This window comes from Sphingomonas sp. GW821-FHT10F11 (assembly GCF_058809095.1).
In genome coordinates, this window is sequence record NZ_JBXASH010000001.1 from 1,021,773 (window position 1) to 1,041,576 (window position 19,804).

Annotated in this window: 22 protein-coding genes and 1 pseudogene; 11 read left to right on the forward strand and 12 right to left on the reverse strand. The window is 65.7% G+C overall.

Annotated elements, in window-relative coordinates; all coding sequences use genetic code 11:
- Nucleotides 1–4: 4 nt before the first annotated feature.
- Nucleotides 5–757, reverse strand: a complete 753-nt coding sequence (locus AC1RT8_RS05030) for a polysaccharide lyase family 7 protein (protein WP_493074480.1) — start codon at nt 755–757, stop codon at nt 5–7.
- A 136-nt stretch (nt 758–893) separates the two neighbouring features.
- On the opposite strand from AC1RT8_RS05030, the pseudogene AC1RT8_RS05035 reads away from it, so the two are divergent.
- From AC1RT8_RS05035 to AC1RT8_RS05065, 7 genes and pseudogenes are all read left to right on the forward strand, one after another.
- Nucleotides 894–1,116: pseudogene (locus AC1RT8_RS05035) on the forward strand (hypothetical protein); the annotation flags it as partial.
- 268 nt (nt 1,117–1,384) lie between these two features.
- Nucleotides 1,385–2,050 carry a DUF6975 family protein gene (locus AC1RT8_RS05040; protein ID WP_493074482.1) on the forward strand — a complete coding sequence of 222 codons (666 nt, stop codon included), beginning with the start codon at nt 1,385–1,387 and terminating at the stop codon, nt 2,048–2,050.
- Nucleotides 2,051–2,134: 84 nt separating this feature from the next.
- On the forward strand, nt 2,135–2,989 hold the full coding sequence (locus AC1RT8_RS05045; protein WP_493074483.1) for an AAA family ATPase: 855 nt from the start codon (nt 2,135–2,137) through the stop codon (nt 2,987–2,989).
- Between the two features lie 83 nt (nt 2,990–3,072).
- Nucleotides 3,073–3,633, forward strand: coding sequence for a CHAP domain-containing protein (locus AC1RT8_RS05050; protein WP_493074484.1), 561 nt, complete (start codon nt 3,073–3,075; stop codon nt 3,631–3,633).
- 84 nt (nt 3,634–3,717) lie between these two features.
- Nucleotides 3,718–4,803 carry a hypothetical protein gene (locus AC1RT8_RS05055; RefSeq protein ID WP_493074485.1) on the forward strand — a complete coding sequence of 362 codons (1,086 nt, stop codon included), beginning with the start codon at nt 3,718–3,720 and terminating at the stop codon, nt 4,801–4,803.
- Nucleotides 4,804–4,819: 16 nt separating this feature from the next.
- Nucleotides 4,820–5,998 carry a vWA domain-containing protein gene (locus AC1RT8_RS05060; RefSeq protein WP_493074486.1) on the forward strand — a complete coding sequence of 393 codons (1,179 nt, stop codon included), beginning with the start codon at nt 4,820–4,822 and terminating at the stop codon, nt 5,996–5,998.
- Between the two features lie 8 nt (nt 5,999–6,006).
- Nucleotides 6,007–6,291, forward strand: a complete 285-nt coding sequence (locus tag AC1RT8_RS05065) for a hypothetical protein (protein ID WP_493074487.1) — start codon at nt 6,007–6,009, stop codon at nt 6,289–6,291.
- A gap of 2 nt (nt 6,292–6,293) precedes the next feature.
- Here AC1RT8_RS05065 and AC1RT8_RS05070 read toward each other — a convergent pair whose 3' ends face one another.
- The 6 genes from AC1RT8_RS05070 to AC1RT8_RS05095 form a co-directional block, all read right to left on the reverse strand.
- Nucleotides 6,294–7,157, reverse strand: coding sequence for a hypothetical protein (locus AC1RT8_RS05070; RefSeq protein ID WP_493074488.1), 864 nt, complete (start codon nt 7,155–7,157; stop codon nt 6,294–6,296).
- Nucleotides 7,158–7,222: 65 nt separating this feature from the next.
- Nucleotides 7,223–8,215, reverse strand: coding sequence for a hypothetical protein (locus tag AC1RT8_RS05075; protein WP_493074489.1), 993 nt, complete (start codon nt 8,213–8,215; stop codon nt 7,223–7,225).
- A gap of 31 nt (nt 8,216–8,246) precedes the next feature.
- The gene (locus tag AC1RT8_RS05080; protein ID WP_493074490.1) at nt 8,247–9,443 is read right to left on the reverse strand and encodes an exo-beta-N-acetylmuramidase NamZ family protein; all 1,197 of its coding nucleotides are present in this window, start codon (nt 9,441–9,443) and stop codon (nt 8,247–8,249) included.
- Nucleotides 9,440–10,102 carry a DOMON-like domain-containing protein gene (locus AC1RT8_RS05085; protein ID WP_493074491.1) on the reverse strand — a complete coding sequence of 221 codons (663 nt, stop codon included), beginning with the start codon at nt 10,100–10,102 and terminating at the stop codon, nt 9,440–9,442. The genes AC1RT8_RS05080 and AC1RT8_RS05085 overlap by 4 nt, the downstream gene beginning before the upstream one ends.
- The gene (locus AC1RT8_RS05090; protein WP_493074492.1) at nt 10,099–10,395 is read right to left on the reverse strand and encodes a GIY-YIG nuclease family protein; all 297 of its coding nucleotides are present in this window, start codon (nt 10,393–10,395) and stop codon (nt 10,099–10,101) included. The genes AC1RT8_RS05085 and AC1RT8_RS05090 overlap by 4 nt, the downstream gene beginning before the upstream one ends.
- A gap of 68 nt (nt 10,396–10,463) precedes the next feature.
- Nucleotides 10,464–10,865, reverse strand: coding sequence for a DUF1761 domain-containing protein (locus AC1RT8_RS05095; protein ID WP_493074493.1), 402 nt, complete (start codon nt 10,863–10,865; stop codon nt 10,464–10,466).
- 106 nt (nt 10,866–10,971) lie between these two features.
- Here AC1RT8_RS05095 and rimO point away from each other — a divergent pair, with 106 nt between their 5' ends.
- Complete coding sequence (gene rimO / locus AC1RT8_RS05100) at nt 10,972–12,300, forward strand: 30S ribosomal protein S12 methylthiotransferase RimO (protein WP_493074494.1); 1,329 nt, start codon at nt 10,972–10,974, stop codon at nt 12,298–12,300.
- Between the two features lie 52 nt (nt 12,301–12,352).
- On the opposite strand, the gene AC1RT8_RS05105 is transcribed toward rimO, so the two are convergent.
- Nucleotides 12,353–12,616: a hypothetical protein gene (locus AC1RT8_RS05105; protein ID WP_493074495.1), complete on the reverse strand. Its 264-nt coding sequence runs from the start codon at nt 12,614–12,616 to the stop codon at nt 12,353–12,355.
- 265 nt (nt 12,617–12,881) lie between these two features.
- Here AC1RT8_RS05105 and AC1RT8_RS05110 point away from each other — a divergent pair, with 265 nt between their 5' ends.
- The gene (locus tag AC1RT8_RS05110; RefSeq protein WP_493074496.1) at nt 12,882–13,223 is read left to right on the forward strand and encodes a hypothetical protein; all 342 of its coding nucleotides are present in this window, start codon (nt 12,882–12,884) and stop codon (nt 13,221–13,223) included.
- Here the strand turns inward: AC1RT8_RS05110 and AC1RT8_RS05115 are convergent.
- Both AC1RT8_RS05115 and AC1RT8_RS05120 read right to left on the reverse strand, forming a co-directional pair.
- The gene (locus AC1RT8_RS05115) at nt 13,220–14,011 is read right to left on the reverse strand and encodes a ceramidase domain-containing protein (protein WP_493074497.1); all 792 of its coding nucleotides are present in this window, start codon (nt 14,009–14,011) and stop codon (nt 13,220–13,222) included. The two genes, AC1RT8_RS05110 and AC1RT8_RS05115, sit on opposite strands and share 4 nt — an antisense overlap.
- A gap of 64 nt (nt 14,012–14,075) precedes the next feature.
- Entirely contained in the window at nt 14,076–14,933 is an 858-nt protein-coding gene (locus AC1RT8_RS05120) for a dienelactone hydrolase family protein (RefSeq protein ID WP_493074498.1), read from the reverse strand.
- A gap of 222 nt (nt 14,934–15,155) precedes the next feature.
- Here AC1RT8_RS05120 and AC1RT8_RS05125 point away from each other — a divergent pair, with 222 nt between their 5' ends.
- Both AC1RT8_RS05125 and AC1RT8_RS05130 read left to right on the forward strand, forming a co-directional pair.
- A complete protein-coding gene (locus tag AC1RT8_RS05125; RefSeq protein WP_493074499.1) occupies nt 15,156–16,559 on the forward strand; it encodes a serine hydrolase domain-containing protein in 1,404 nt (467 codons plus the stop codon).
- A complete protein-coding gene (locus AC1RT8_RS05130; protein WP_493074500.1) occupies nt 16,559–17,929 on the forward strand; it encodes a leucyl aminopeptidase family protein in 1,371 nt (456 codons plus the stop codon). Before AC1RT8_RS05125 ends, AC1RT8_RS05130 begins: the two co-directional genes overlap by 1 nt.
- Before the next feature lie 9 nt (nt 17,930–17,938).
- Here AC1RT8_RS05130 and AC1RT8_RS05135 read toward each other — a convergent pair whose 3' ends face one another.
- Both AC1RT8_RS05135 and AC1RT8_RS05140 read right to left on the reverse strand, forming a co-directional pair.
- Nucleotides 17,939–19,303, reverse strand: coding sequence for a S41 family peptidase (locus tag AC1RT8_RS05135; RefSeq protein WP_493074501.1), 1,365 nt, complete (start codon nt 19,301–19,303; stop codon nt 17,939–17,941).
- Complete coding sequence (locus AC1RT8_RS05140) at nt 19,300–19,779, reverse strand: MarR family winged helix-turn-helix transcriptional regulator (RefSeq protein WP_493074502.1); 480 nt, start codon at nt 19,777–19,779, stop codon at nt 19,300–19,302. The genes AC1RT8_RS05135 and AC1RT8_RS05140 overlap by 4 nt, the downstream gene beginning before the upstream one ends.
- Nucleotides 19,780–19,804 lie beyond the last annotated feature (25 nt).

The following is a 19,804-nucleotide window of genomic DNA, read 5'->3' on the forward strand; positions in this document are numbered from 1 at the left end:
GAAGTCAGCTGCTGAAGGTGAGGCTGGAGAAGGTCACACTGCAGTTTCCGCTGCCCTGCAGATAGCAGCCAGCCTTGAAATAGACACTCTTGCTCGAATTATCCCAATAGCCGAAATTGGTCGTGAAGTCGTGGATGGTGCTGCCATAGGTCACCTGGATGCGGTTGTTGCTGCCATATTCCATCGTGGCCTGGGTGTAGCTGGAGGTCGTTGCCGGCCCGAGATCGAAATACTCGACCGGAGCGCTGCCGGTGCCGGTGCGGTAAATTGCCCAGATGTGATTGCTTACGCCGGACCGGCTGGCATAGAATTCGAGGCGAAGGATCGGATCCTGCGTTGATTCGCCGAAGATCTGACCAACGGTGAACTCGTCCGAATAGCTGCCACCGTTCTGCAGCTTGATCTTGCCCGACCAGGTCTTGCCGGTCGACGATCCACTGAACGATTTGCCGCGCAGTTCGACGCGGTCGCCCGTGTTGCCTCCGGTGAAGGTGAACAACATGTTGTTGTTGTCCAGGTGCCAATTGTCGGTGTCGATCTTGAAGGCCTGCATATCCGCCGTCGTGAGACAGGTGCTGGTCGACTGAACCTGCAACGCCTGGCTGTTGTCGATGACGGTCTTGTACTTGCTGGCTGAGTAAGGCGAGTTGGTCGTATCGGTCGTGGTGTTGCAGCCGAACGCCAGAGCGGGCGTCGCCGCCAGCGCAAACGAACATCCCAATACCGTGAGTCCGACGCGCAGATAGCCGATGCTCATGAACCTCTCCTGTTTTTTGTTGACCGGCGCCCATGGTGAGTCGTGCCCGGCGGACGCAAAGTTATCATACAACTGACACCGGTATCAATTCATAGGGTTCGCTTTTGGTTCTAATAGACCACCGGGTTGCGGGGCTCTTTCTGCGGATACGCTGGGGAAGGAGCGTGTATTGCGCACGCGCTTTCGTATCGGCCTGGACACCGATCACACCTAGAGGTCGGCCAGCAATTCTCCGTGACGCGCGGGCGCATCCGCCAGATCGAGGCGCCAGATCGAGGCGCCAGATCGAGGCGAAGGCGCTCAGGAAGCCCAAGCATCCGTCGCGGAGCCGCAAGATGCGCAGCTTCCTCGATCAATAAGACCGGAAACGGTTCTTTCTGCCCGCAAGACGCCTGGGACTGATGTCCGAGGCGTTTTTGCATGCCCGCACCCGCGCCCGCGCCTTGGGCGCGAGAGAATTTGCGCGGATATGCGATGGAACGACGCTGGCGGACGTCGAAATAGTCGTGGTTGAGACAGACTTAATCGCCTCTAAACCAGGTCTTTACGCCCTTCGGTATATTCCGTGCCTTCATTGATGAAACCGCGCCGGATTGGCCGGCGCTTCAACAGAAACCCCGGGGGTTCATGGCTTTCGATTCGGCACTTGGTCAACGCATCGGCGGCAGCTGGGGCACCATCGCCACGCTGGCGTCGGTCGACGGGACCGCGACTCATCCGATGCCCCGCGCGCTGTCGGGTCCGACCGTCGCCGTGCGCGACCTGACCGACGCGGTGCATGCGCTGTGCTGGCTGCACGGCCGTCACCCGGGCGTGATCGACCATGCGGTCGTCCACAATCACCAGCCCGCCGCGCAGGACTGGCTCGAATCGGCCGCCGCTGCCTTTACCGAGGAACGCACCTATCTCGCGCGGCTTACCGCCGCCGCCGGCCCCCTGCCCTCGACTCCCGGCCAGGCCGAGTCGGAAGCCGCCGTCGCCGGCCAGCGCCACGCGCTCGACATGCTCGCCCAGTCGGATCGCACCGGCTGTGCCACCGGCGCCGCGATCGCTCTGGTGCTCGATTGGGCCGCCGTTCGGGTCATGCTCGATGCCGCCGCTCGCCGCTTCGGCATCGAGCCGTCCGCCTCCGACCTGCCCGACGAAATGGAAACCGCCTCTCTGGTTTCAGCGCTCGCCGAAACCCCGGCGATCGAGCGTGCCATGGCGTTCGGCGCGCAGCAGATCCTCGCCCAGCATCGCGGCCTGTGGGACCTGCTCGAAGCCCGCGCGAGCGCCCGCAACCACCAGTAGGGCGGCAGTAAACACCGGCTTGCGCACTGCGGCAAAATCCTTCTATCCCCAAACCCGATATTCGAAACGGGATTGGACGACCGGATGAAGCGCTTCGAGGGTACGCAAAGCTATGTCGCGACCGACGATCTGAAGGTCGCGGTCAACGCCGCCGTCACCCTGCGCCGCCCGTTGCTGGTCAAGGGCGAGCCCGGCACCGGCAAGACCGTCCTCGCCTATGAGATCGCCAAGGCAGTCGGCGCGCCGCTGATCGAATGGAACGTCAAATCCACGACCAAGGCGCAGCAGGGCCTGTACGAATATGACGCGGTCGCGCGTCTGCGCGATGGCCAGCTCGGCGACGAGCGTGTGCACGACATCTCCAATTACATCCGCCGCGGCAAATTGTGGGAGGCGTTCACTGCCCCCGAGGTCCCCGTCCTGCTGATCGACGAGATCGACAAGGCCGATATCGAGTTTCCCAACGATCTGCTCCAGGAGCTCGATCGCATGGAATTCCATGTCTACGAGACCAAGGAGACGGTCCGCGCCGCCGAGCGCCCGATCGTCGTCATCACCTCGAACAACGAGAAGGAACTGCCCGACGCGTTCCTGCGCCGCTGCTTCTTCCACTATATCAAATTCCCCGACCGCGAGACGATGCAGGCGATCGTCGACGTGCATTTCCCCGGCATCCAGAAGATCCTGGTCTCAAAGGCGATGGACATTTTCTACGATGTCCGCGACGTGCCGGGCCTGAAGAAGAAGCCGAGCACGAGCGAGCTGCTCGACTGGCTCAAACTCCTCCTCCACGAGGACATGCCGCTCGAAGTCCTGCAGAATCGCGATCCGACCAAGGCGATCCCTCCACTCCACGGCGCGCTGCTCAAGAACGAGCAGGACGTGATGCTGTTCGAACGGCTGGCGTTCATGGCGAAGCGGCAGGCGAACAAAGGCTGAGGCGTCCCGAAAACATGATTTACCTCCTGTAAACCACTGTCGGATACTCAAGCTTTGGGGGGGCACCATCAAGGTGCCCGTGTATGCGTATCTTTTCCTCGATTGCCCTTGTGGCGGCGGCCTGTGGCCTGTCGCCTGCCAGCGCGGCATCCCTGCTCGATTATGTCGGCGAGTGCGTGCCCTTTGCCCGCGCGGCGAGCGGCATCCAGATCTATGGCGACGCCTGGACCTGGTGGGACCAGGCCGACGGCAAATACAAGCGCGGCGACACCCCCAGGGTGGGCTCGGTCATCGTCTTCGCCAAGACCTCACGCCTGCCGCTCGGCCATGTCGCGGTGATCAGCCGGGTCGTCACGTCGCGCGTCGTGATGGTCACCCATGCCAACTGGTCGCGTATGAACGGCGAACGCGGCCATGCCGAGCAGGACGTGACCCTGACCGACGTGTCGCGCGACAATGACTGGAGCGAAGTGCAGGTCTGGTATCGCGACCGTGACGGGCTCGGGACGACGACCTACCCGGTCTATGGCTTCATTTACGGCACGCCCGAGGCGAAACAGATCGCCAGGGCCCACCCAGCGTCCGAGCTGACCGGCGACGATCCCGACTATGTCGGCGCGATGATCGACGTCTACGCACGCTGAGCTTGTTCCTGCCGTCCCGCGTGGCATGATGCCGTAAGGGAGGGCAATATGCTCGCTGCGCGCACTTTTCTGCTTTTGCTGTCATTGACTTTTGCCCAGCCGGCCCTGGCCCAGGTCGATCCCGGCGCCGGCGCATGGAAGCTCGACGGTCCCTATGCCACGGTCACCGCAGGCGGAATCGGCATTCCTGCGGTGGCAGGTGCGCTTTCCCTTTCCCAGACAGGTGAGGCATCGCTCAAAGGCAAGGGCGTCGACAATGTCGCTCAATATGAATCGGATGATCATGAGATCCAGGGGACGATCTACGTCTTCTATCCGAGCTATGCCGATACCGCCCTGGCGACCTGGGCGACGGATCGCGCGATTCGGGAACGCTTCGGGCCGAATGTGGTGCTTGCCGCCGACAGCGTCGTCACCGTGGGCGGCATCCCACATGCCGGCGTACGGCGCATCTATCAGAAGGGCGAGCTGACCGCCGGGAAACCCCTGACGACGGCCGCGGGCTTCGTCCGGGCGGGAAGCTGGATCATCGCCTTGCGGGTGAGCGGCCCCTCGGCACGAAATGCCGATGTCGAGGCCGCGCTCGACGCCCTGCTTGCCGGCATGCGGTTCGACGGCAAGGACAAACCGATGGAGGCCTCGCCGCTGAACCTTGCGGCACCCTGCCCCGCGACTGAAGGAAAACGCGCCAAGCTGCTGAAGGACAAGGCCGCCTCGGGCAATGCGCTGCTGGCCTCGTTGCTCGGCGGATCGATCGTCATCGACGACAAGACCGATGGGACCGTCACCGAGGCGACGGTACTCGCCTTTCCTCAGAACGGCGCAAAGGCGCTGTGCCTTCGCGGCGTCGTCGACACCGGGCAACGAAAGCTCGACGTGCTGTCGCCAGCGAACGCCGATGACGGCCAGATCGCGCTGATCCTGCTCGACGATGCCGGCGGCACTTTCGCAGTCGAGCCCGCCCTGCTGCTGGGCAAGGGTTTTGTCGTGAAACATTATGGCATCGGCACCGTCGATGTCCTCGGCAGCTATGACGCCATGCCGACCCTGGCGCAGATCGGCGACATCATGAGCGGTGCCGACAAGCAAGGCGGCATCATTCGGTCGAGCACGACCTTCACACCCGACGGAAAATCGACCATCAACATCAATGCGAATACCCTGAAGTGACGTCAAAGGCGCGGCGATGTTCCTGAACTTCCTCGACGAGCTCCGTGCCGCCGGCATCCCGGCCAGCATGAAGGAGCATCTGATCCTGCTCGAAGCGCTCGACCGCGACGTGATCGAGCGCACGCCGGAGGATTTCTATTACCTCTCCCGCGCGGTGTACGTGAAGGACGAGGGCCTGCTCGATCGGTTCGACCAGGTCTTCGCCAAGGTGTTCAAGGGTATCTCGACCAATTTCGCGACGCAGAATGCCGACATTCCCGAGGAATGGCTCCGCGCCGTCGCCGAGAAATATCTGACGCCCGAGGAGATGGAGGCGATCAAGTCGCTCGGCTCCTGGGAAGAGATCATGGAGACGCTGCAGAAGAGGCTCGAGGAACAGCAGGGCCGGCACCAGGGCGGCAACAAATGGATCGGCACCGGCGGCACCAGCCCTTACGGCAATTCGGGCTACAACCCGGAAGGCGTGCGCATCGGCGGCGAGAGCAAAAACAAGCGCGCGCTGAAAGTGTGGGACCAGCGCGACTTCAAAAATCTCGACAACACCAAGGAGCTCGGCACCCGCAACATCAAGATCGCGCTGCGCCGCCTGCGCCGCTTCGCCCGCGAAGGCGCGGCGGACGAGCTGGATATCGACGCGACGATCGACGGCACCGCCCGCCAGGGCTGGCTCGACGTCGTGATGCGGCCCGAGCGGCACAACGCGGTGAAATTGCTGCTGTTCCTCGATGTCGGCGGCTCGATGGATCCCTGGGTGAAGCTCTGCGAGGAATTGTTCTCCGCCGCGACCACCGAGTTCAAGAATCTCGAATTCTTCTATTTCCACAATTGCCCATATGAGGGCGTGTGGAAGGACAATCGCCGCCGCTTCACCGAGCGCACGCCGCTCTGGGACGTGCTCCACAAATACGGCCATGACTACAAGCTGGTGCTGGTCGGCGACGCTTCGATGAGCCCGTACGAAATCACGCATCCCGGCGGCTCGGTCGAGCATTTCAACGAGGAATCGGGCGCGGTGTGGATGCACCGCCTGACCACCACCTATCCCGCCGCGGTGTGGCTCAATCCAGTGCCCGAGCAGCAATGGGGTTATTCGCAAAGCGTGCGCATCATCCGCGAGCTGATGAACGACCGCATGTATCCGCTGAGCCTGGCCGGACTGGACGATGCGATGCGCGAGCTGACGCGGAAACGATGAGGGCAGGCATGCAACGACCGACCGCAGTCATCGTCTTCACGCTGGCCATGATGCTGCCCCTGACTCTCTTGGTCTCAAGATGGCGCAGCAAGATAGCGCTGTGGATTCTCGTCGCGTTGGGCGTGCTCGGAACCCCGCTTTTTCTTTACCAGGCGCCGACCGGGGTATTCGGCGGGTGGATATTCTTCATGGCGCTTCAGACTGCGCTGCAGTTGATCGGCCTCGTCCTGCTCTTCGCTAGGCCAGCGCGGCTATGGTTCGCCCAGCGTGATCCATCTCCGATCGCTGGTTGATCTCACTTCCGAGCCGCGGCTTCGACCGCCCTTGCGATCTGGCTGATCTGATAGCCCACTCGCCTGTTACCGGGCATCGCATAGAGCGCCTTCAGATAGGCGACATCCACTTCGGTCACGGATTGCGGCGGGCTCGCCTCGGAATCGAACAGGGTGAGGATCGTGCCGACCTTCGCCTCGCCTCCCACCGGCCTGGTCTTCGCCAGAGCGCGCATCGCGACATAATCGGCAAGCTGAATCACCGTCTTGCCCGCCATGACCGGCGAGTCGATCACCACCGTCGAGGTGTCGATAATCCGCTTGCTCGATGGATTGAGGATCGATGCGGTCTTCACGTTGAGCGAGGAGGGGCCCATCGGGTTGCCGCTCGACGGCGCGGACATACGCTGGCCGTCCTCGTTCACCGTGGCGGTCGCGCTCCATGCGCGTACCGGGCCGCCGCCATCGATCAGCCGGCGGATCTGCGTGGTCTCCAGCCCGGCAAGCAATTCGGGGTTGGTCGCCCGCATGCCCTTCACCAGCGCACCGCCATCAGGGGTCGCCACCAGCGCGACATTGCCCGCGCAGCCCTCCGGCGCGACCTCCGCGCCGACTGCCTTTGCGACCTTGCGGACGCGCGCGACGATCTGGCGCGATATCTCGGGCGTGAACCCGATCACCATCGGGCACACGGGTGCCTCGAACCGGGCCACCTGGCCATCGCTCTTGCCGGCGGTGATGCTGCTGACGAAGCGGGTTGCCTCTTCGCGATCCAGCGGCTTGCGCGCGGTCACGACGACATCGTCCTGGGACGAGTCCTGCGCGGCGGCATGTACTGCCCCGGCCAGGCCGATCGCCACGGCAACACTCAATCCGTACTTACGCATCCCACGCTCTTTCCAAGGAAAATCGTGACTTTCCCCTGAACGTCCCGGCGCCCGATGACCAGCCTTTACGCCGCGGCCCTGGCCAATAATGCTTCAGCCAGCATCGGCTGTGCTGCGAACGCGCCGTCCTGCCAGCCAGGCACCAGCCGATCGACCACCAGCATCAGCCCCAACCCCTCGTCCTGCGACCATTGTTTCCGCCCGCGCCGCACTGCCTTCAACGCCACCCCAGGCGCGTAGACCTTGTTCGGCCCATCGACATAATATTTGTAGATCAGCCACTGGCCGAGCCCTTCCATCTGCAGGAAGATATCGTCGAGCGGCTTCCACTTCTCCCGCGGCCCGACGAACCACATCGCGTGCCGCACGCGCATCGCGGTCAGCGCCCTGCGGGCCAGCCGGCGCGCCTCGGCATCGGTCGGCGCCGCGGCGGCGGCATAGAGCAGGTCGGTCTCGCCCTGCCAGGCGCTGACATAGGCCGGATCGTCCTTGAACGCGGCCTGGATCGAATCATCGTTGATGTCCTCGGGCAGGCCATATCGCTTGCTCAGCACGGCCATTGCCGGATTGGCGAAGGCGAATTGCCGCGTGTGCATCATTTCGTGCAGCAGTACCCCGTCCATCAGCGTTTCGAGACCGAGTTCGCTCGTCACCCCGCCTTTCCGCCAGACCGACGGCATGCTCATCACGAAGAAGCCGCGCGGGTTCTTCGGATTGGGACCTGCAAAGGACATCACGCCCACGGGAGCGGCATTCCCATCAGGCATCGTCACCGTGCCGTGATGGAGCCGCCCGCGCCACCGGATCGGCATGCCGGACTCCGGCACGGCATTCGCCTGGCAGGCCGCATCGACCGCCACGACTTCCGGCATCGGCACGGCCGGCAGGTGCAGCAGCTTGGCCTCGGCCCAGCGCCAATTGCCCAGCGCGCGGTCGATCCACAGTTGGTCGCCGGATTGCAGGCGGCAAGCGCTCCCGTCACCGGCGATGGCCGATGCCGGTCCCATGGCAAGGCATGCCAGGAGGCCGAGGTGCCGCATCCACATCATCGGTCGCATGCCACCCCTTCCCCGCCGGTTTCGCAACGCATTAGTACAGCAGATAGGGTTTCCGTGCTTCCACCCAGGCGCTTTCGTCCGGACTCGTCACAGCATCGAGGTCGCCCGCCGCCGCCGCCGCATCGTCGACCCATTCGCGCAAGCCCGGCCCGCCATTGATCACGTCGATCGCCAGCTTGCCGAATTCATATTCGTACGGGAAATCGCGCCACAAATCATAGTCCGGATAAAGCCGCCGGATCGCCTTGAACGCCAGCGCCTGCACCCGCCACGGCCGGAAAGCCTGATGGTCGTAGAACGGCCCCTCGGCATGGATATGCACGCCATTGCACAATTGCCCGACATGCTTGTGGAAGGTCGGCTGGAACCAGATGTCGCGCAGCGCGCAGCCCCGCAGCCAGTCGGGCGCCACGCGTCGCATCTCCGCCATCACCGCGCGCGCGTCGATATCGGGCGCGCCGAACAGCTCGAGCGGCCGCGTGGTGCCCCGCCCTTCCGACACATTGGTCCCTTCGAGCATCACCGTGCCGGCATAGGCACGCGCCATATTGAGGTTCGGCGCGTTCGGGCTCGGGTTGATCCAGATCCGGTCCTCCGGCCAGCCGAAGCCTGGCGCCGCTTCGGCTGCCCAGCCCTCCATCTCGATCACCCTGTAATCGACATCGAGCCCCTTCAGCGCGACGAACCAGTGGCCGAGTTCGCCCAGCGTCATCCCGTGCCGCATCGGCATCGGCCCGGCGCCGACGAAACTTTCCCATCCCGGCAGCAGGGTCAGCCCCTCGACCGGACGCCCGGCCGGGTTGGGCCGGTCGAGCACCCACACCGACTTGCCATGCCCGGCCGCAGCTTCCAGCGCATAAAGCAGGGTCGTGATGAAGGTGTAGATACGGCAGCCCAGGTCCTGCAGGTCGAACAGCATCACGTCGAACGTACCCATCGACTGGCCGGTCGGCCGGCGCACCTCGCCGTACAGGCTGAACACCGGCATGCCATAGGTGGGGTCGGTGAAGTCGGGCGACTCCATCATATTGTCCTGCAGGTCGCCGCGCACGCCGTGCTGCGGCCCGAACACCGCCGTCACGTTCAGCCCGCTCGCCACCAGGGCGTCGAGCGAATGCGTGAGGTCAGCCGTCACCGAGGCCGGATGGGCGAGCAACGCGACCCGCTTCCCTTCCAGCGGCTTGCGCAGGGCGGGTTCGGCGAGCAGGCGATCGATACCGAATTTCATGAAGCGGTCGGTGCCGCGAGCCGTGCCGTAAAGCAATCCCGATCGTGGAAATCCTCGGGTCCCGCAGGATGGGCAAGCGCCCAGAAGGATTTGGTGCCGTCGCGCTCCTCGATCACCGTGGTCAGGGCGAGATCCCAGTCGACACCCGCCAGTCCGGGCAAATCGGCGGTCGCCTGCAGTTCGGCAACATCCTTCCCGGGCTGCCACGCCACATCGCTGACCGTCGCACCGGCCGCCCGCCGCATCCCGGTACGGTGGTCGTCGAAATCATAGGCGGCCCACTCAGTCGACGGCGCGATATTGAGCTCGACGTAACGCGGCGTTCCTTCGTCCCCGACAAAGGCCTCGAAACAGCTATGCCGCCACAGCTCGTCCCTGAAGCCGGGCGCCGCCGGCACCGGCCACAACACATCGCCGACCCCGCCGGCCACGCGATAGGTCAGGCTGAGCCTGTCCCCGTCCCTTTGCGCCGTGACCGCAATCGATCGAACCGCACGGCTCGGGCAATCGGGATGCGGTACGAGGTCGAATGTCTGCGCGACTCCTTGCCCCTCTTCCTTCCCCGGCGAAGAGTGCCGGGTCGGATCGTCCCCCGGACGATCCTTGAACATGCGGGGCATGTTCAACCCGGCACTGGGTCCAGTCGGGATGTCGGTCATGGCTGCGCGATCCGCTCGTAAAGGTCTTCCCAATCTGGATTGAGCCCCTCGATCTCGCGCACCTTCCAAGCTCGCTTCCATTCCTTCATTCGAATCTCTCGCACCCTCGCAGACTCAAGATCGCTGTGAACCTCGTACCAGACCAGCAAACGGCAACCGTATTTCTTCGTGAAGCCTGCGACGACGCCATTCCGATGCTCCCATGCGCGCCGGACAAGATCGTTGGTCGACCCGATATAGATCGCACCCTTCCGCTGGTTCGTCATGATGTAGACGAAGAACTGCTCGTCCAAACTGCCGTCCCCCAACTGGACCCCGGCCTTCGCCGGGGAAGGGCTTACGAAGGAGCAATGATCGCTTCCTACAGCAGCGCGAAAACCACCCCCATCACGGCGTAGATCACCAGCCAATACCCCGCATCGATCAGGAACAGCCGCAGCGACTGGCGCGAGAAGAGGTAATTCACCCCGAGCGCCGGCACGATGAAGCCAAGCGCGATGCCGCCCGAGATCATCACGGAGAGGCTCAGGTCCGGCGCGCCATAGGTGGTCAGCGTGTGATCGAGGATGAAGGCCGAGAACAGGTTGAGCAGGAAGGTGAGGCCGAAGATCATCGGCATGTTGGCGTTCTTCATCGCATCGTCGCTCAGGCCGCGCGCCGCCTGCCACGCCTTGCCGAAGAGCGGGCCGTACCACAGCCCGCCGACAAGGAACCCCGAAACCGCGGCGACCAGGATCGCCAGCCAGTGCACTTCCGTCCCCATGGTGCTTCTCCCCTTCGTTTCGTCGCGCCACGATATGCCCGTTCGCCCCCTACGGGAAGCAACGACTGGAAAATCCCGCGCAATGCGCCTATGTGGCGCGTTCCCCATGGCAACGATCCTCCCCACCCCGCCGAAAATCGGCATGGTTTCGCTCGGCTGTCCGAAGAACCTGGTCGACAGCGAACGCATCCTGACCAAGCTCCGCTCGGACGGCTATGCGATGTCGCCCGACTATGCCGGCGCCGACGTCGTGCTCGTCAACACCTGCGGCTTCCTCGATTCAGCCAAGGAAGAAAGCCTCGAAGCGATCGGCGAAGCGATCGCCGAAAATGGCCGCGTCATCGTCACCGGCTGCATGGGCAAGGAAGCCGAGGTCATCCGCGCGCGCTTCCCCAACGTCCTCGCCGTCACCGGCGCGCATCAATATGAGGAAGTCGTCGGCGCGGTGCATGAAGCGGCGCCGATGCCGCCCAGCGCTTTTCTCAACCTGGTGCCCGAAAGCGGCCTGAAGCTCACCCCGCGCCACTACAGCTATCTGAAGATCTCGGAAGGGTGCAACCATCGCTGCTCCTTCTGCATCATCCCGTCCCTGCGCGGCGACCTGGTCAGCCGCCGCCCCGACGCGATCCTGCGCGAGGCGGAAAAGCTGATCGAGGCCGGCACCAAGGAGCTGCTGGTCATCAGCCAGGACACCTCGGCCTACGGCGTCGACATCAGGCATCACCCGCGTATGTGGCACGGCCATGAGGTCCGCGCGCACATGACCGACCTGTCGCGCGAGTTGGGCAAGCTCGGCGCCTGGGTGCGCCTCCACTATGTCTACCCCTATCCCCATGTCGACCAGGTCATCCCGCTGATGGCCGAGGGGCTGATCCTCCCCTATCTCGACATCCCGTTCCAGCACGCCTCGCGCGCGGTGCTGAAGGCCATGCGCCGCCCGGCCAACGAGGCGAAGGTGCTGGAGCGGATCAAGAACTGGCGCAATATTGCCCCCGACATCGCGATCCGATCGACTTTCGTCGTCGGCTTCCCCGGCGAGACCGAGGACGATTTCAAATATCTGATGGACTGGCTGGAAGAGGCCCGGCTCGACCGCGTCGGCGCGTTCCGCTTCGAGCCGGTCGAGGGCGCAGCCGCGAACGATCTGCCCAATCCGGTACCGGAAGAGATCAAGGAAGAACGCTACGCCCGGCTGATGGAGCTGACCGCGCGCATCTCGGCGGAAAAGCTCGAGGCGAAGATCGGCCGCACGCTCGACGTGATCATCGATGCGGTCGAGGGAGACGGCGCAACCGGCCGCTCCAAGGCCGATGCGCCCGAGATCGACGGCGAGGTCCATCTCCGCGACGCCGGGCATCTCAGCCAGGGCGATATCATCCGGGTCGAGATCGAGGATGCCGACGAGCACGACCTGTTCGGCGTGCCTGTCGCGTAACAAAAAGGGGAGGCAGCGCCTTTCCGGTCGCCACCTCCCCCTTCGATCGCGGCTAGCCCTTGTTGGTCATTCCGCCGATGCCGTCGACGATACTGCCGACCAGCACGCCGCCGGCAAAGCCGGTCAGGGCGCCAGCGAAGAACCCGGCATCGCCGATCACCGGCGTGAACGCCGTGCCTGCGACGATGCCGCCGACAGCGCCGGCTAGGCCGACCACCCACCACCAGGGATCCGGCTGCGGAGGCCGTGGGCCACGCCACCAGCCCGGCCATTTAGTTCCGCACCACCCCATCATCGCCAAGAATGCGTATCCCATGGACAACCTCTCCTGCGTTTCAAATGGCGGACATCGGTCCGACTGGCCGGTGTCTCGCGCGCACCATCCTCTCATTCCGGACTGATTCAAGACATATTGGCACCGATCTGAGGGTTGTCAGTGGACAACTGTCGTTCAACATCATGCCTACTTCGATTCATCTCGGCCTTGTCTTGCACGGGAACCGCCATGCTGGTCGCGCCCGCGCGTTGACAGTGTGTTGTGCAAACAATACACTGTGGCGACGGCAACAGGAGCGTCGGAAATGGTGAAGGCAGCGGTCCTGACGGCGGCACTCGCGACCACCGTCACTGCCTGCGTGCCGGCCAGGTTCGACGAGCTTGCCTATTCGGTCGATGTCGATGCGGACCAGAGCGTCGCGCTCTTCACCTGCCGGAAATCGTCGAGCGGCACGTGCGTCTTCCGCTTCGACGGCAATGCCAGCCCCGCCACCGCGACCGTCGCGGTCGACGAGACCGGGGCGGTCAGCGGGGTCGGCCCTGGCACCAGCTATTGCGCGACCTCCGGCGCAGACGGCGCGAAATGCCATTCCCAGACGCTGCAGATCGGCAAGCAGACGGTCCGCCACGTCAAGCGGAGTTCCTAGGCGGGCGCGCTGGCCCGCTCGCTGCGATAATAGGCAAAGGTCAGCCAGGTCGCGACCGCACCGAGCAGATGCCACGCCGCATGCCCCTGGAACAGGCTTGCGGGCGCGCAGGCCAGCCCGTGCTGGTCCAGGTTCCAGATGGCGAAGGCGATCGCATTGACCAGGATGCCGGCCAGGTAGAAGCGCAGCCGCACCCCCGGCCGGCGCGGCCGGGCAAGGCCAAGCTCCAGGACGATCGCCGCGATCAGCACCACCGCGAACAGAGAGCGCCGCACCGCGGGCGCCATGATCAGCACCGCGATCAGGGCGGCACACAACAATATATAGAGCAGGATCGCGCGCCGGTCCTTCATGCCCCTCCAGCGGGCAATCGCGCTCACCAGCAGGAACGACCCGACCAGATACATGCCGAGCACGTCGAAGAACTGGCCCCACAGGGTCAAGGTCGCGTGGAGCAGCGCCGATCCCAACCCGACGATGATCGCGGTGATCCCGAACGCCGCCGCCACGACCGGCGTCATCGCCGATTCCCGGTCCGACGCTCGCGCCAGCACGATCATCAGGAAACCGGCAAAGACGAATCCCAGCGACGACCAGCTATTGGCAGGTTGCAGGATCAGCGCCCCGACCCGCGGCATCTCGCAGAAGCAGCGCGTCGCCGTGCAGCTCGCCGGGGCATAGACGCCCCAGTCCGGGCCGAACGCCATGAGCAGCAGGGTAATGCCGAGCCCGGCGAGCGCCGTCAGCGCGAGAGCGATCGCCCATTGGCGCGGCCGTACCTGCTGCATCGCTCTCCCTCTTTTGGGGAGGCTAGCGCGCGCAAGGCACGCCGCCAAGCGCGACGCCCCGGCGCTAGGCGAGGTTCGCCTTGTACAGCTTGAGCAACTCGCCCCAGGCCTTCTCCGCCGCCGCTTCGTTATAGGTCTGGCTGCCCGGCACGCACCAGCCATGGTCGGCCGGATAGACCTCGACCGTCGCCGGGCGCCCCGCTGCCTCGAACGCCTTTTTCAGCACGTCCTTCGCCTCGGGCTGCCGCGCATCGTCATTCTGGGCGACCGCGATCAGATAGGCCGCCCTGGTGCTCGGGATCAGCAGATGCGGGCTGGACGGCTCCGCCGTCACCAGCCCGCCGCCATGGAAGCTGCCCACCGCGCCGATCCGGCCGGACACAGCGGCGGCGGTGCGGAAGGACAGCGGCCCGCCCATGCAATAGCCCTGCACGCCGACTTTCTTCTTCCTGTCCGTCTGCGGCTGAAGGTCGAGGAACGCGAGATAGGCGGCTGCATCCTTGTCGACGCCCGCATCGGTCATCGCCTGGCGGAAACCCATGACCTTCGCCCGGTCGTCCGGCTTGCTGAAATCGAACGCACCGTCGACGACCGGCGCGCGCTTGCTGCGATAAAAGGGGTTCGGCACCAGCACGACATAGCCTTCGTTCGACAGCCGCCGCCCCAGCTCGCGGAACACCGGGCGCAGCCCCAGGATATCGGGCCAGACCAGCACCGCCGGCCACGGCCCCTTGCCCTTGGGATAGAAAAGCGCGGCATCGGCCTCGCCGTCCGCGGTCTTCACCATCACATCGGTCTCGACGACATTCTCGGCAAAGGCCGACGTCGCCAGCCCGGCAACCGCCACGCCCGCCATCACGAACGCCCGGCGGGACAGGTCGGAGGTCTCGACCAGCCCCTGATGGATCTCGCTGTCACACATGCCGTCTCTCCCGGTTGCGATCCCAATTTCGATCGCCCCCATTCGACGGGCGGCGCTTGTCCAAGTCAAGGTTCGTCCCGGACCTATCGGACGATTGATCTACCCCGTTGCGCCGGGGCGGGGCCATGTTCCCATGAAAGATTCGTCATGGTCGCCCCCTTTTCTTTAGCGGCCGAAGATGAAAAGACGGCGCTCCCGCCGCTGGAAGGTGACCGATCCACAATGCTGCTCCGCTCGACGTTGACGATGGTTGCGCTGTTCGCCGCGACCCCGGCTTTCTCCCAGGCCCTGACGGCGGAGGAACGCGCCCAGGTCGACCGGATCGTCACCGATACGCTGAAGGCGACCGAAGTCCCCTCCGCCTCGATCGCGGTGGTGCGCGGCGGCGAGATCGTCTTCGCCAGGGCCTATGGCAAGCAGGCCGAGAACCTGCCCGTCCCGCGCGACGACGCGCCGTACCAGATCGCCTCGGTATCGAAGCAGTTCACCGCGGCCGCGATCCTGCTGCTCGCGAACGACGGCAAGCTCAGCCTCGACGACACGGTCGCGACCTATGTCCCCGACATCACCGACGGCGACAGGATCACTATCCGCCAGCTGCTCAGCCACACGTCGGGCCTGCAGGATTATTGGCCGCAGGATTACAGCTTCAAGGCGATGGCCACCCCGGTCACGCCGCAGGGCATCGTCGATCGCTGGGCGAAGAAGCCGCTCGATTTCGCGCCTGGCGCCCAGTGGCAATATTCCAATACGGGCTATGTCGTCGCCGGCATGATCGTCGAGAAGGTCGCCGGCATCCCGCTGCTCGACTTCCTCAAGCTGGGCATCTTCAGGCCGCTCGGCATCACCGCCTATGATCAGGATCTCGCGGTCGGCAAGGGCTTCCCCCAGGGCTATGGCCGCGCCGCGATGGGCCCGGTGCGCCCCGCCACGCCCGCCGCCCATGGCTGGCTGTTCGCGGCCGGCGAACTGGCGATGAGCGCGCGCGATCTCGCCAAATGGGACGTCGCCCGGCTCGACCGCAAGATCCTCACCCCCGACGCCTGGATGCTCCAGGAAACCCCGGTCAAGCTCAACGACGGCACTTCGACCGGCTATGGCCTTGGCGTCTCTATCGGCACCGCCAATGGCCGCCGCTTCATCGAACATACCGGTGAAGCGGTCGGCTTCCTGTCCGAGAACATCGTCTTCCCGGACGAGAAGGCAGCGATCGTCGTGCTCACCAACACCTGGTCGAGCGACGCCTTTATCACGATCGGCCAGGCGCTCGCCAAGACCCTGCTGCCCGCGCCGCCGCCCCCGCCTGCCGATGCCGCCGATACCGCGGCGCTCGGCCGCGTACGCGTCGTGTTCGACCAGCTTCGCGAGGGCAAGCTCGACCGCGGCCTGTTGACCGAGAATGCCAATTATTACTTCACGCCGGTCACCATCACCGACTTCCGGAACAGCCTGGCCCCGCTCGGCGACCCGGTGACTTTCGTCCAGACCGGCCGCGCCCGGCTGCGAGGCGGCTTTGTCGGCCGCGCCTTCCGCGTCACTTATGGCAACCGCGCGCTGACGATCAGCAGCTATGCCGACCAGAGCGGCAGGATCGAACAATTCCTCATTGCCCCGGTGCAACGCTGATGCCGACCAAGCTGCTCCACGCCGATCGCGGCCAGCCCGCCCATGCGATCGAGATCGTCGAGACTGCGGGCTATGACACCTGGCTCAACGCCCAGCAGCCCCGCACCCGCGCGGCGGTCGCGGCGCAGAAGCTGACTGGCAAGGCGGGCGGCAGCGCGACCCTGCCGGGGGAGGCGGACGACTGGTCGGTCGTGCTGGTGGTCAAGGACGCGACGCTCGGCGCCTGGGATCTCGCCAGGCTGGCCGAGACCCTGCCCCAGGGCAGCTACCGCCCCTCGCGCGATGCCGGCGCCGCGATGCTCGGCTGGGTGCTCGGCCAATACCGCTTCGACCGCTATCGCAAGCCCGAAGGCGAAGGCCCGCGCGTGCTGATCTCGGGCGAGCCGGCGCGGATCGAGGAGACCGTCCGCATCGCCGCCGCGACCAGCAAGGTGCGCGACCTGGTCAATATCGGCGCCTCCGATCTCGGCCCGGCCGAGCTGGAGGCCGAGGTCGCCGCGCTGGCCGAGGCGCATGGCGCCACGCTCCATGTCACCAAAGGCGAGGCGCTGGTGAAGGGCTATCCCATGGTCCATGCCGTCGGCCAGGCCGCGGCCAAGGGCCGCGAGCCGCGCCTGATCGAGCTCGAATGGGGCGACCCGAAACACCCGCGCATCGCGATCATCGGCAAGGGCGTATGCTTCGATTCCGGCGGGCTCGACATCAAGCCCTCGGCCGGCATGCGGCTGATGAAGAAGGACATGGGCGGCGCGGCGCACGCGCTGGCGCTGGCCGGTCTGGTGATGGCCGCGCGGCTCAAGGTGCGCCTGCACTTGCTAATCCCCGCGGTCGAGAATGCGATCGCCGGCAACGCCTTCCGCCCGGGCGACGTACTGAAGACGCGCAAGGGCCTGACGGTCGAGAACACCAATACCGATGCCGAGGGGCGCCTGATCCTCGGCGACGCCCTGACCCGCGCCGGCGAGGACAGCCCCGCGCTGATCCTCGACTTCGCCACCCTCACCGGCGCGGCGCGCGTCGCGGTCGGTCCCGATCTCCCCGCGACCTTCGTCAATGACGAGCCGCTCGCCGAGGCGCTGTTCGCCGCGTCGCGTGCGGTGGACGACCCGCTGTGGCGCCTGCCCTTGTGGGACGGCTATGACGAGATGCTCAAGTCCGACATCGCCGACATGATCAACGCGCCCGACGGCGGCTATGCGGGCGCGGTGACGGCGGCCCTGTTCCTCCGCCGCTTCGTGCCCGAGGGCACGCCCTGGGCGCATCTCGACACCTTCGCCTGGCGCCCCGCCGCCAAGCCCGGCCGGCCCAAGGGCGGCGACGCGCTGGGCCTGCGCGCCGCCTGGGCGATGCTGAAGGCGACCTATGGCTGAAGGCAGCCCTTAGTCCCGGGCGAACCGGGTCGGCGCGGGCTCGTCGATCCATTGCTGTTCCATCGCCTCCCGGTTCAGCCGGATGCGGAAGCGATCGTCATATCCCTCCACCGCGAACAGCCCATCGGCAGTGAGCGGCAGCAGTCGCGCGGTCTCGCCATTCTGGCGCTGGTAGAACAGCGCCCCGTCCCGCCAGATCACCCGCTTGCCGCGATAGGTGCCGGCCAGGCCGCGCAGGGTGGCGGCCGGGATCGTCACGGGATGGACCTGCGCCTCGACCGCGAAGCGAGCCCATTCCCAGTCGGCGCGCGCGACCGGATCGGCGTCGCGCCGCTCGAGCAGGTGAGCCAGGGCGAGCGACTGGGCGGTGTAGAGCGCCTTTGCCGGATCGACCGCGATATCGGGCGGCACCCCCACCCCGTCCCAATTGGTCCGCGACACCGGATGGACCGGACGGCCGGACGAGACGCTGAGCATGAAGCCCGGCGCGATCGGCGAAAAGTCGTTATTGTTGGCCGCGCCCGCGGTGGTCGCGCCGATCAGGGTGCCGAGGCGGAACTGCTGCACGTCATAGGCGAAAGCCTCGGCGGCGGACCCGACATGCTGGTCGATCAGCACATAGAGCGGCTTGCCCTTGAGCCGGCCGGCCGGAAGATATTCGAGCGTGCGCGACTGGACCGGCGCCTCGCCGGCCTGGTGGAAGGTGATGTCGAGCGTGTCGCCGTCCATGAAATGGCTGAGCAGATAGCGCACCGCGGCATGCGAGCCGCCGCCATTGCCGCGCAGATCGATGATCACCGCGTCGCCGCCGCGCAGGAAGCGCATGGCGTCGTCATAGGCGCCGCCGGTCTCGTCCGCTGCCCATTGGAAGGCGGCAACCTTCAGATAGCGGATGTTGCCGGGCAGGATGCTGGTCGCGGCGAGGCCGTGATTGGCGCGGAGCGCCTGCCGCTTGTGCAGGGCATCGAGCGCGCCGGGCTGGTCGGCCGGCCCCTTGGGCGCGATCGCCGCAGCATATTCGGCCGGCGCGTTGTTCATGTACATATGGCGATCGCCGCTCGATTCCCGAAGATCGGTGGTGACGAGCGCCGCGAAGCCCCCGGGGCTGTCGGTGTCGTAACGGCCTGTCGCGAGCCCCTGTTCGAGCCGCGCGGCGATCGCCGGCACGCGCTCCGGGAAGACATAGGTGGCACGCACGACCTTGAGGATCGCGGCGATCGCCGCCTGGCGGTCTGCCGCGGTCAGGGCCGCGGCGGCGTCCGCGCGCGCCACCGCGACGGGCGCGGCGCGCTGGGCGGCGGCAGCGGCCGGCAGGAGCGCGATGGGCGCGAGGGTGGCGAGGAGGGCATATCCGAACGCGGTACGGGGCATCATGCAGGGTCGGCTTTCGCTGGAGGAGCGCCATCGGCGAGGCGATCGGCAAAGGATCTGCGGTCGAGCAGGGCGAGCGTGCGGGCGAGGACGTCGGGCAGCGACAGGCCCAGCTCCTCGTCCAGGCTGCGCGCGGCGGCTTCGGTGGTGGCCCAGAGCTGTTCGAGGCGGGGGACCATCGCCCGCGCCGTGGCGGAGAGTTCGACGATCCGCTCGCGCGCATCCTTGCCGCTGGTGAGCGAGACGAGATCGCGTTCCAGCATCTGGCTGACCGTCTGGCTTGCCGCGGAGTGGCTCACCCCGGTGCGATCGGAGAGGGCGCGGATCGTGGCGGGTCCCTGGTCGATCAGGCAACGCATGATCGGCGTGTAGCGCGGGCGATAGTCGAGGCCGGCGGCCACATAGGTTCCCTCGACCGCGCCGTCGAGCTGCTCGGTCAGGCGGCGGAGCAGGGTGCCGAGCGTGGGGCCTGTCGTCATGGGACGAAGATATATAAGCGCTTAT

Excerpts from the sequence above, each read along its gene's own strand:
- AC1RT8_RS05030 (WP_493074480.1), bottom strand. The coding sequence starts at position 757 with ATGAGCATCGGCTATCTGCGCGTCGGACTCACGGTATTGGGATGTTCG.
- AC1RT8_RS05040 (WP_493074482.1), top strand. The coding sequence starts at position 1,385 with ATGGCTTTCGATTCGGCACTTGGTCAACGCATCGGCGGCAGCTGGGGC.
- AC1RT8_RS05045 (WP_493074483.1), top strand. The coding sequence starts at position 2,135 with ATGAAGCGCTTCGAGGGTACGCAAAGCTATGTCGCGACCGACGATCTG.
- AC1RT8_RS05050 (WP_493074484.1), top strand. The coding sequence starts at position 3,073 with ATGCGTATCTTTTCCTCGATTGCCCTTGTGGCGGCGGCCTGTGGCCTG.
- AC1RT8_RS05060 (WP_493074486.1), top strand. The coding sequence starts at position 4,820 with ATGTTCCTGAACTTCCTCGACGAGCTCCGTGCCGCCGGCATCCCGGCC.
- AC1RT8_RS05065 (WP_493074487.1), top strand. The coding sequence starts at position 6,007 with ATGCAACGACCGACCGCAGTCATCGTCTTCACGCTGGCCATGATGCTG.
- AC1RT8_RS05070 (WP_493074488.1), bottom strand. The coding sequence starts at position 7,157 with ATGCGTAAGTACGGATTGAGTGTTGCCGTGGCGATCGGCCTGGCCGGG.
- AC1RT8_RS05075 (WP_493074489.1), bottom strand. The coding sequence starts at position 8,215 with ATGCGACCGATGATGTGGATGCGGCACCTCGGCCTCCTGGCATGCCTT.
- AC1RT8_RS05080 (WP_493074490.1), bottom strand. The coding sequence starts at position 9,443 with ATGAAATTCGGTATCGATCGCCTGCTCGCCGAACCCGCCCTGCGCAAG.
- AC1RT8_RS05085 (WP_493074491.1), bottom strand. The coding sequence starts at position 10,102 with ATGACCGACATCCCGACTGGACCCAGTGCCGGGTTGAACATGCCCCGC.
- AC1RT8_RS05095 (WP_493074493.1), bottom strand. The coding sequence starts at position 10,865 with ATGGGGACGGAAGTGCACTGGCTGGCGATCCTGGTCGCCGCGGTTTCG.
- rimO (WP_493074494.1), top strand. The coding sequence starts at position 10,972 with ATGGCAACGATCCTCCCCACCCCGCCGAAAATCGGCATGGTTTCGCTC.
- AC1RT8_RS05105 (WP_493074495.1), bottom strand. The coding sequence starts at position 12,616 with ATGGGATACGCATTCTTGGCGATGATGGGGTGGTGCGGAACTAAATGG.
- AC1RT8_RS05110 (WP_493074496.1), top strand. The coding sequence starts at position 12,882 with ATGGTGAAGGCAGCGGTCCTGACGGCGGCACTCGCGACCACCGTCACT.
- AC1RT8_RS05115 (WP_493074497.1), bottom strand. The coding sequence starts at position 14,011 with ATGCAGCAGGTACGGCCGCGCCAATGGGCGATCGCTCTCGCGCTGACG.
- AC1RT8_RS05120 (WP_493074498.1), bottom strand. The coding sequence starts at position 14,933 with ATGTGTGACAGCGAGATCCATCAGGGGCTGGTCGAGACCTCCGACCTG.
- AC1RT8_RS05125 (WP_493074499.1), top strand. The coding sequence starts at position 15,156 with ATGCTGCTCCGCTCGACGTTGACGATGGTTGCGCTGTTCGCCGCGACC.
- AC1RT8_RS05130 (WP_493074500.1), top strand. The coding sequence starts at position 16,559 with ATGCCGACCAAGCTGCTCCACGCCGATCGCGGCCAGCCCGCCCATGCG.
- AC1RT8_RS05135 (WP_493074501.1), bottom strand. The coding sequence starts at position 19,303 with ATGATGCCCCGTACCGCGTTCGGATATGCCCTCCTCGCCACCCTCGCG.
- AC1RT8_RS05140 (WP_493074502.1), bottom strand. The coding sequence starts at position 19,779 with ATGACGACAGGCCCCACGCTCGGCACCCTGCTCCGCCGCCTGACCGAG.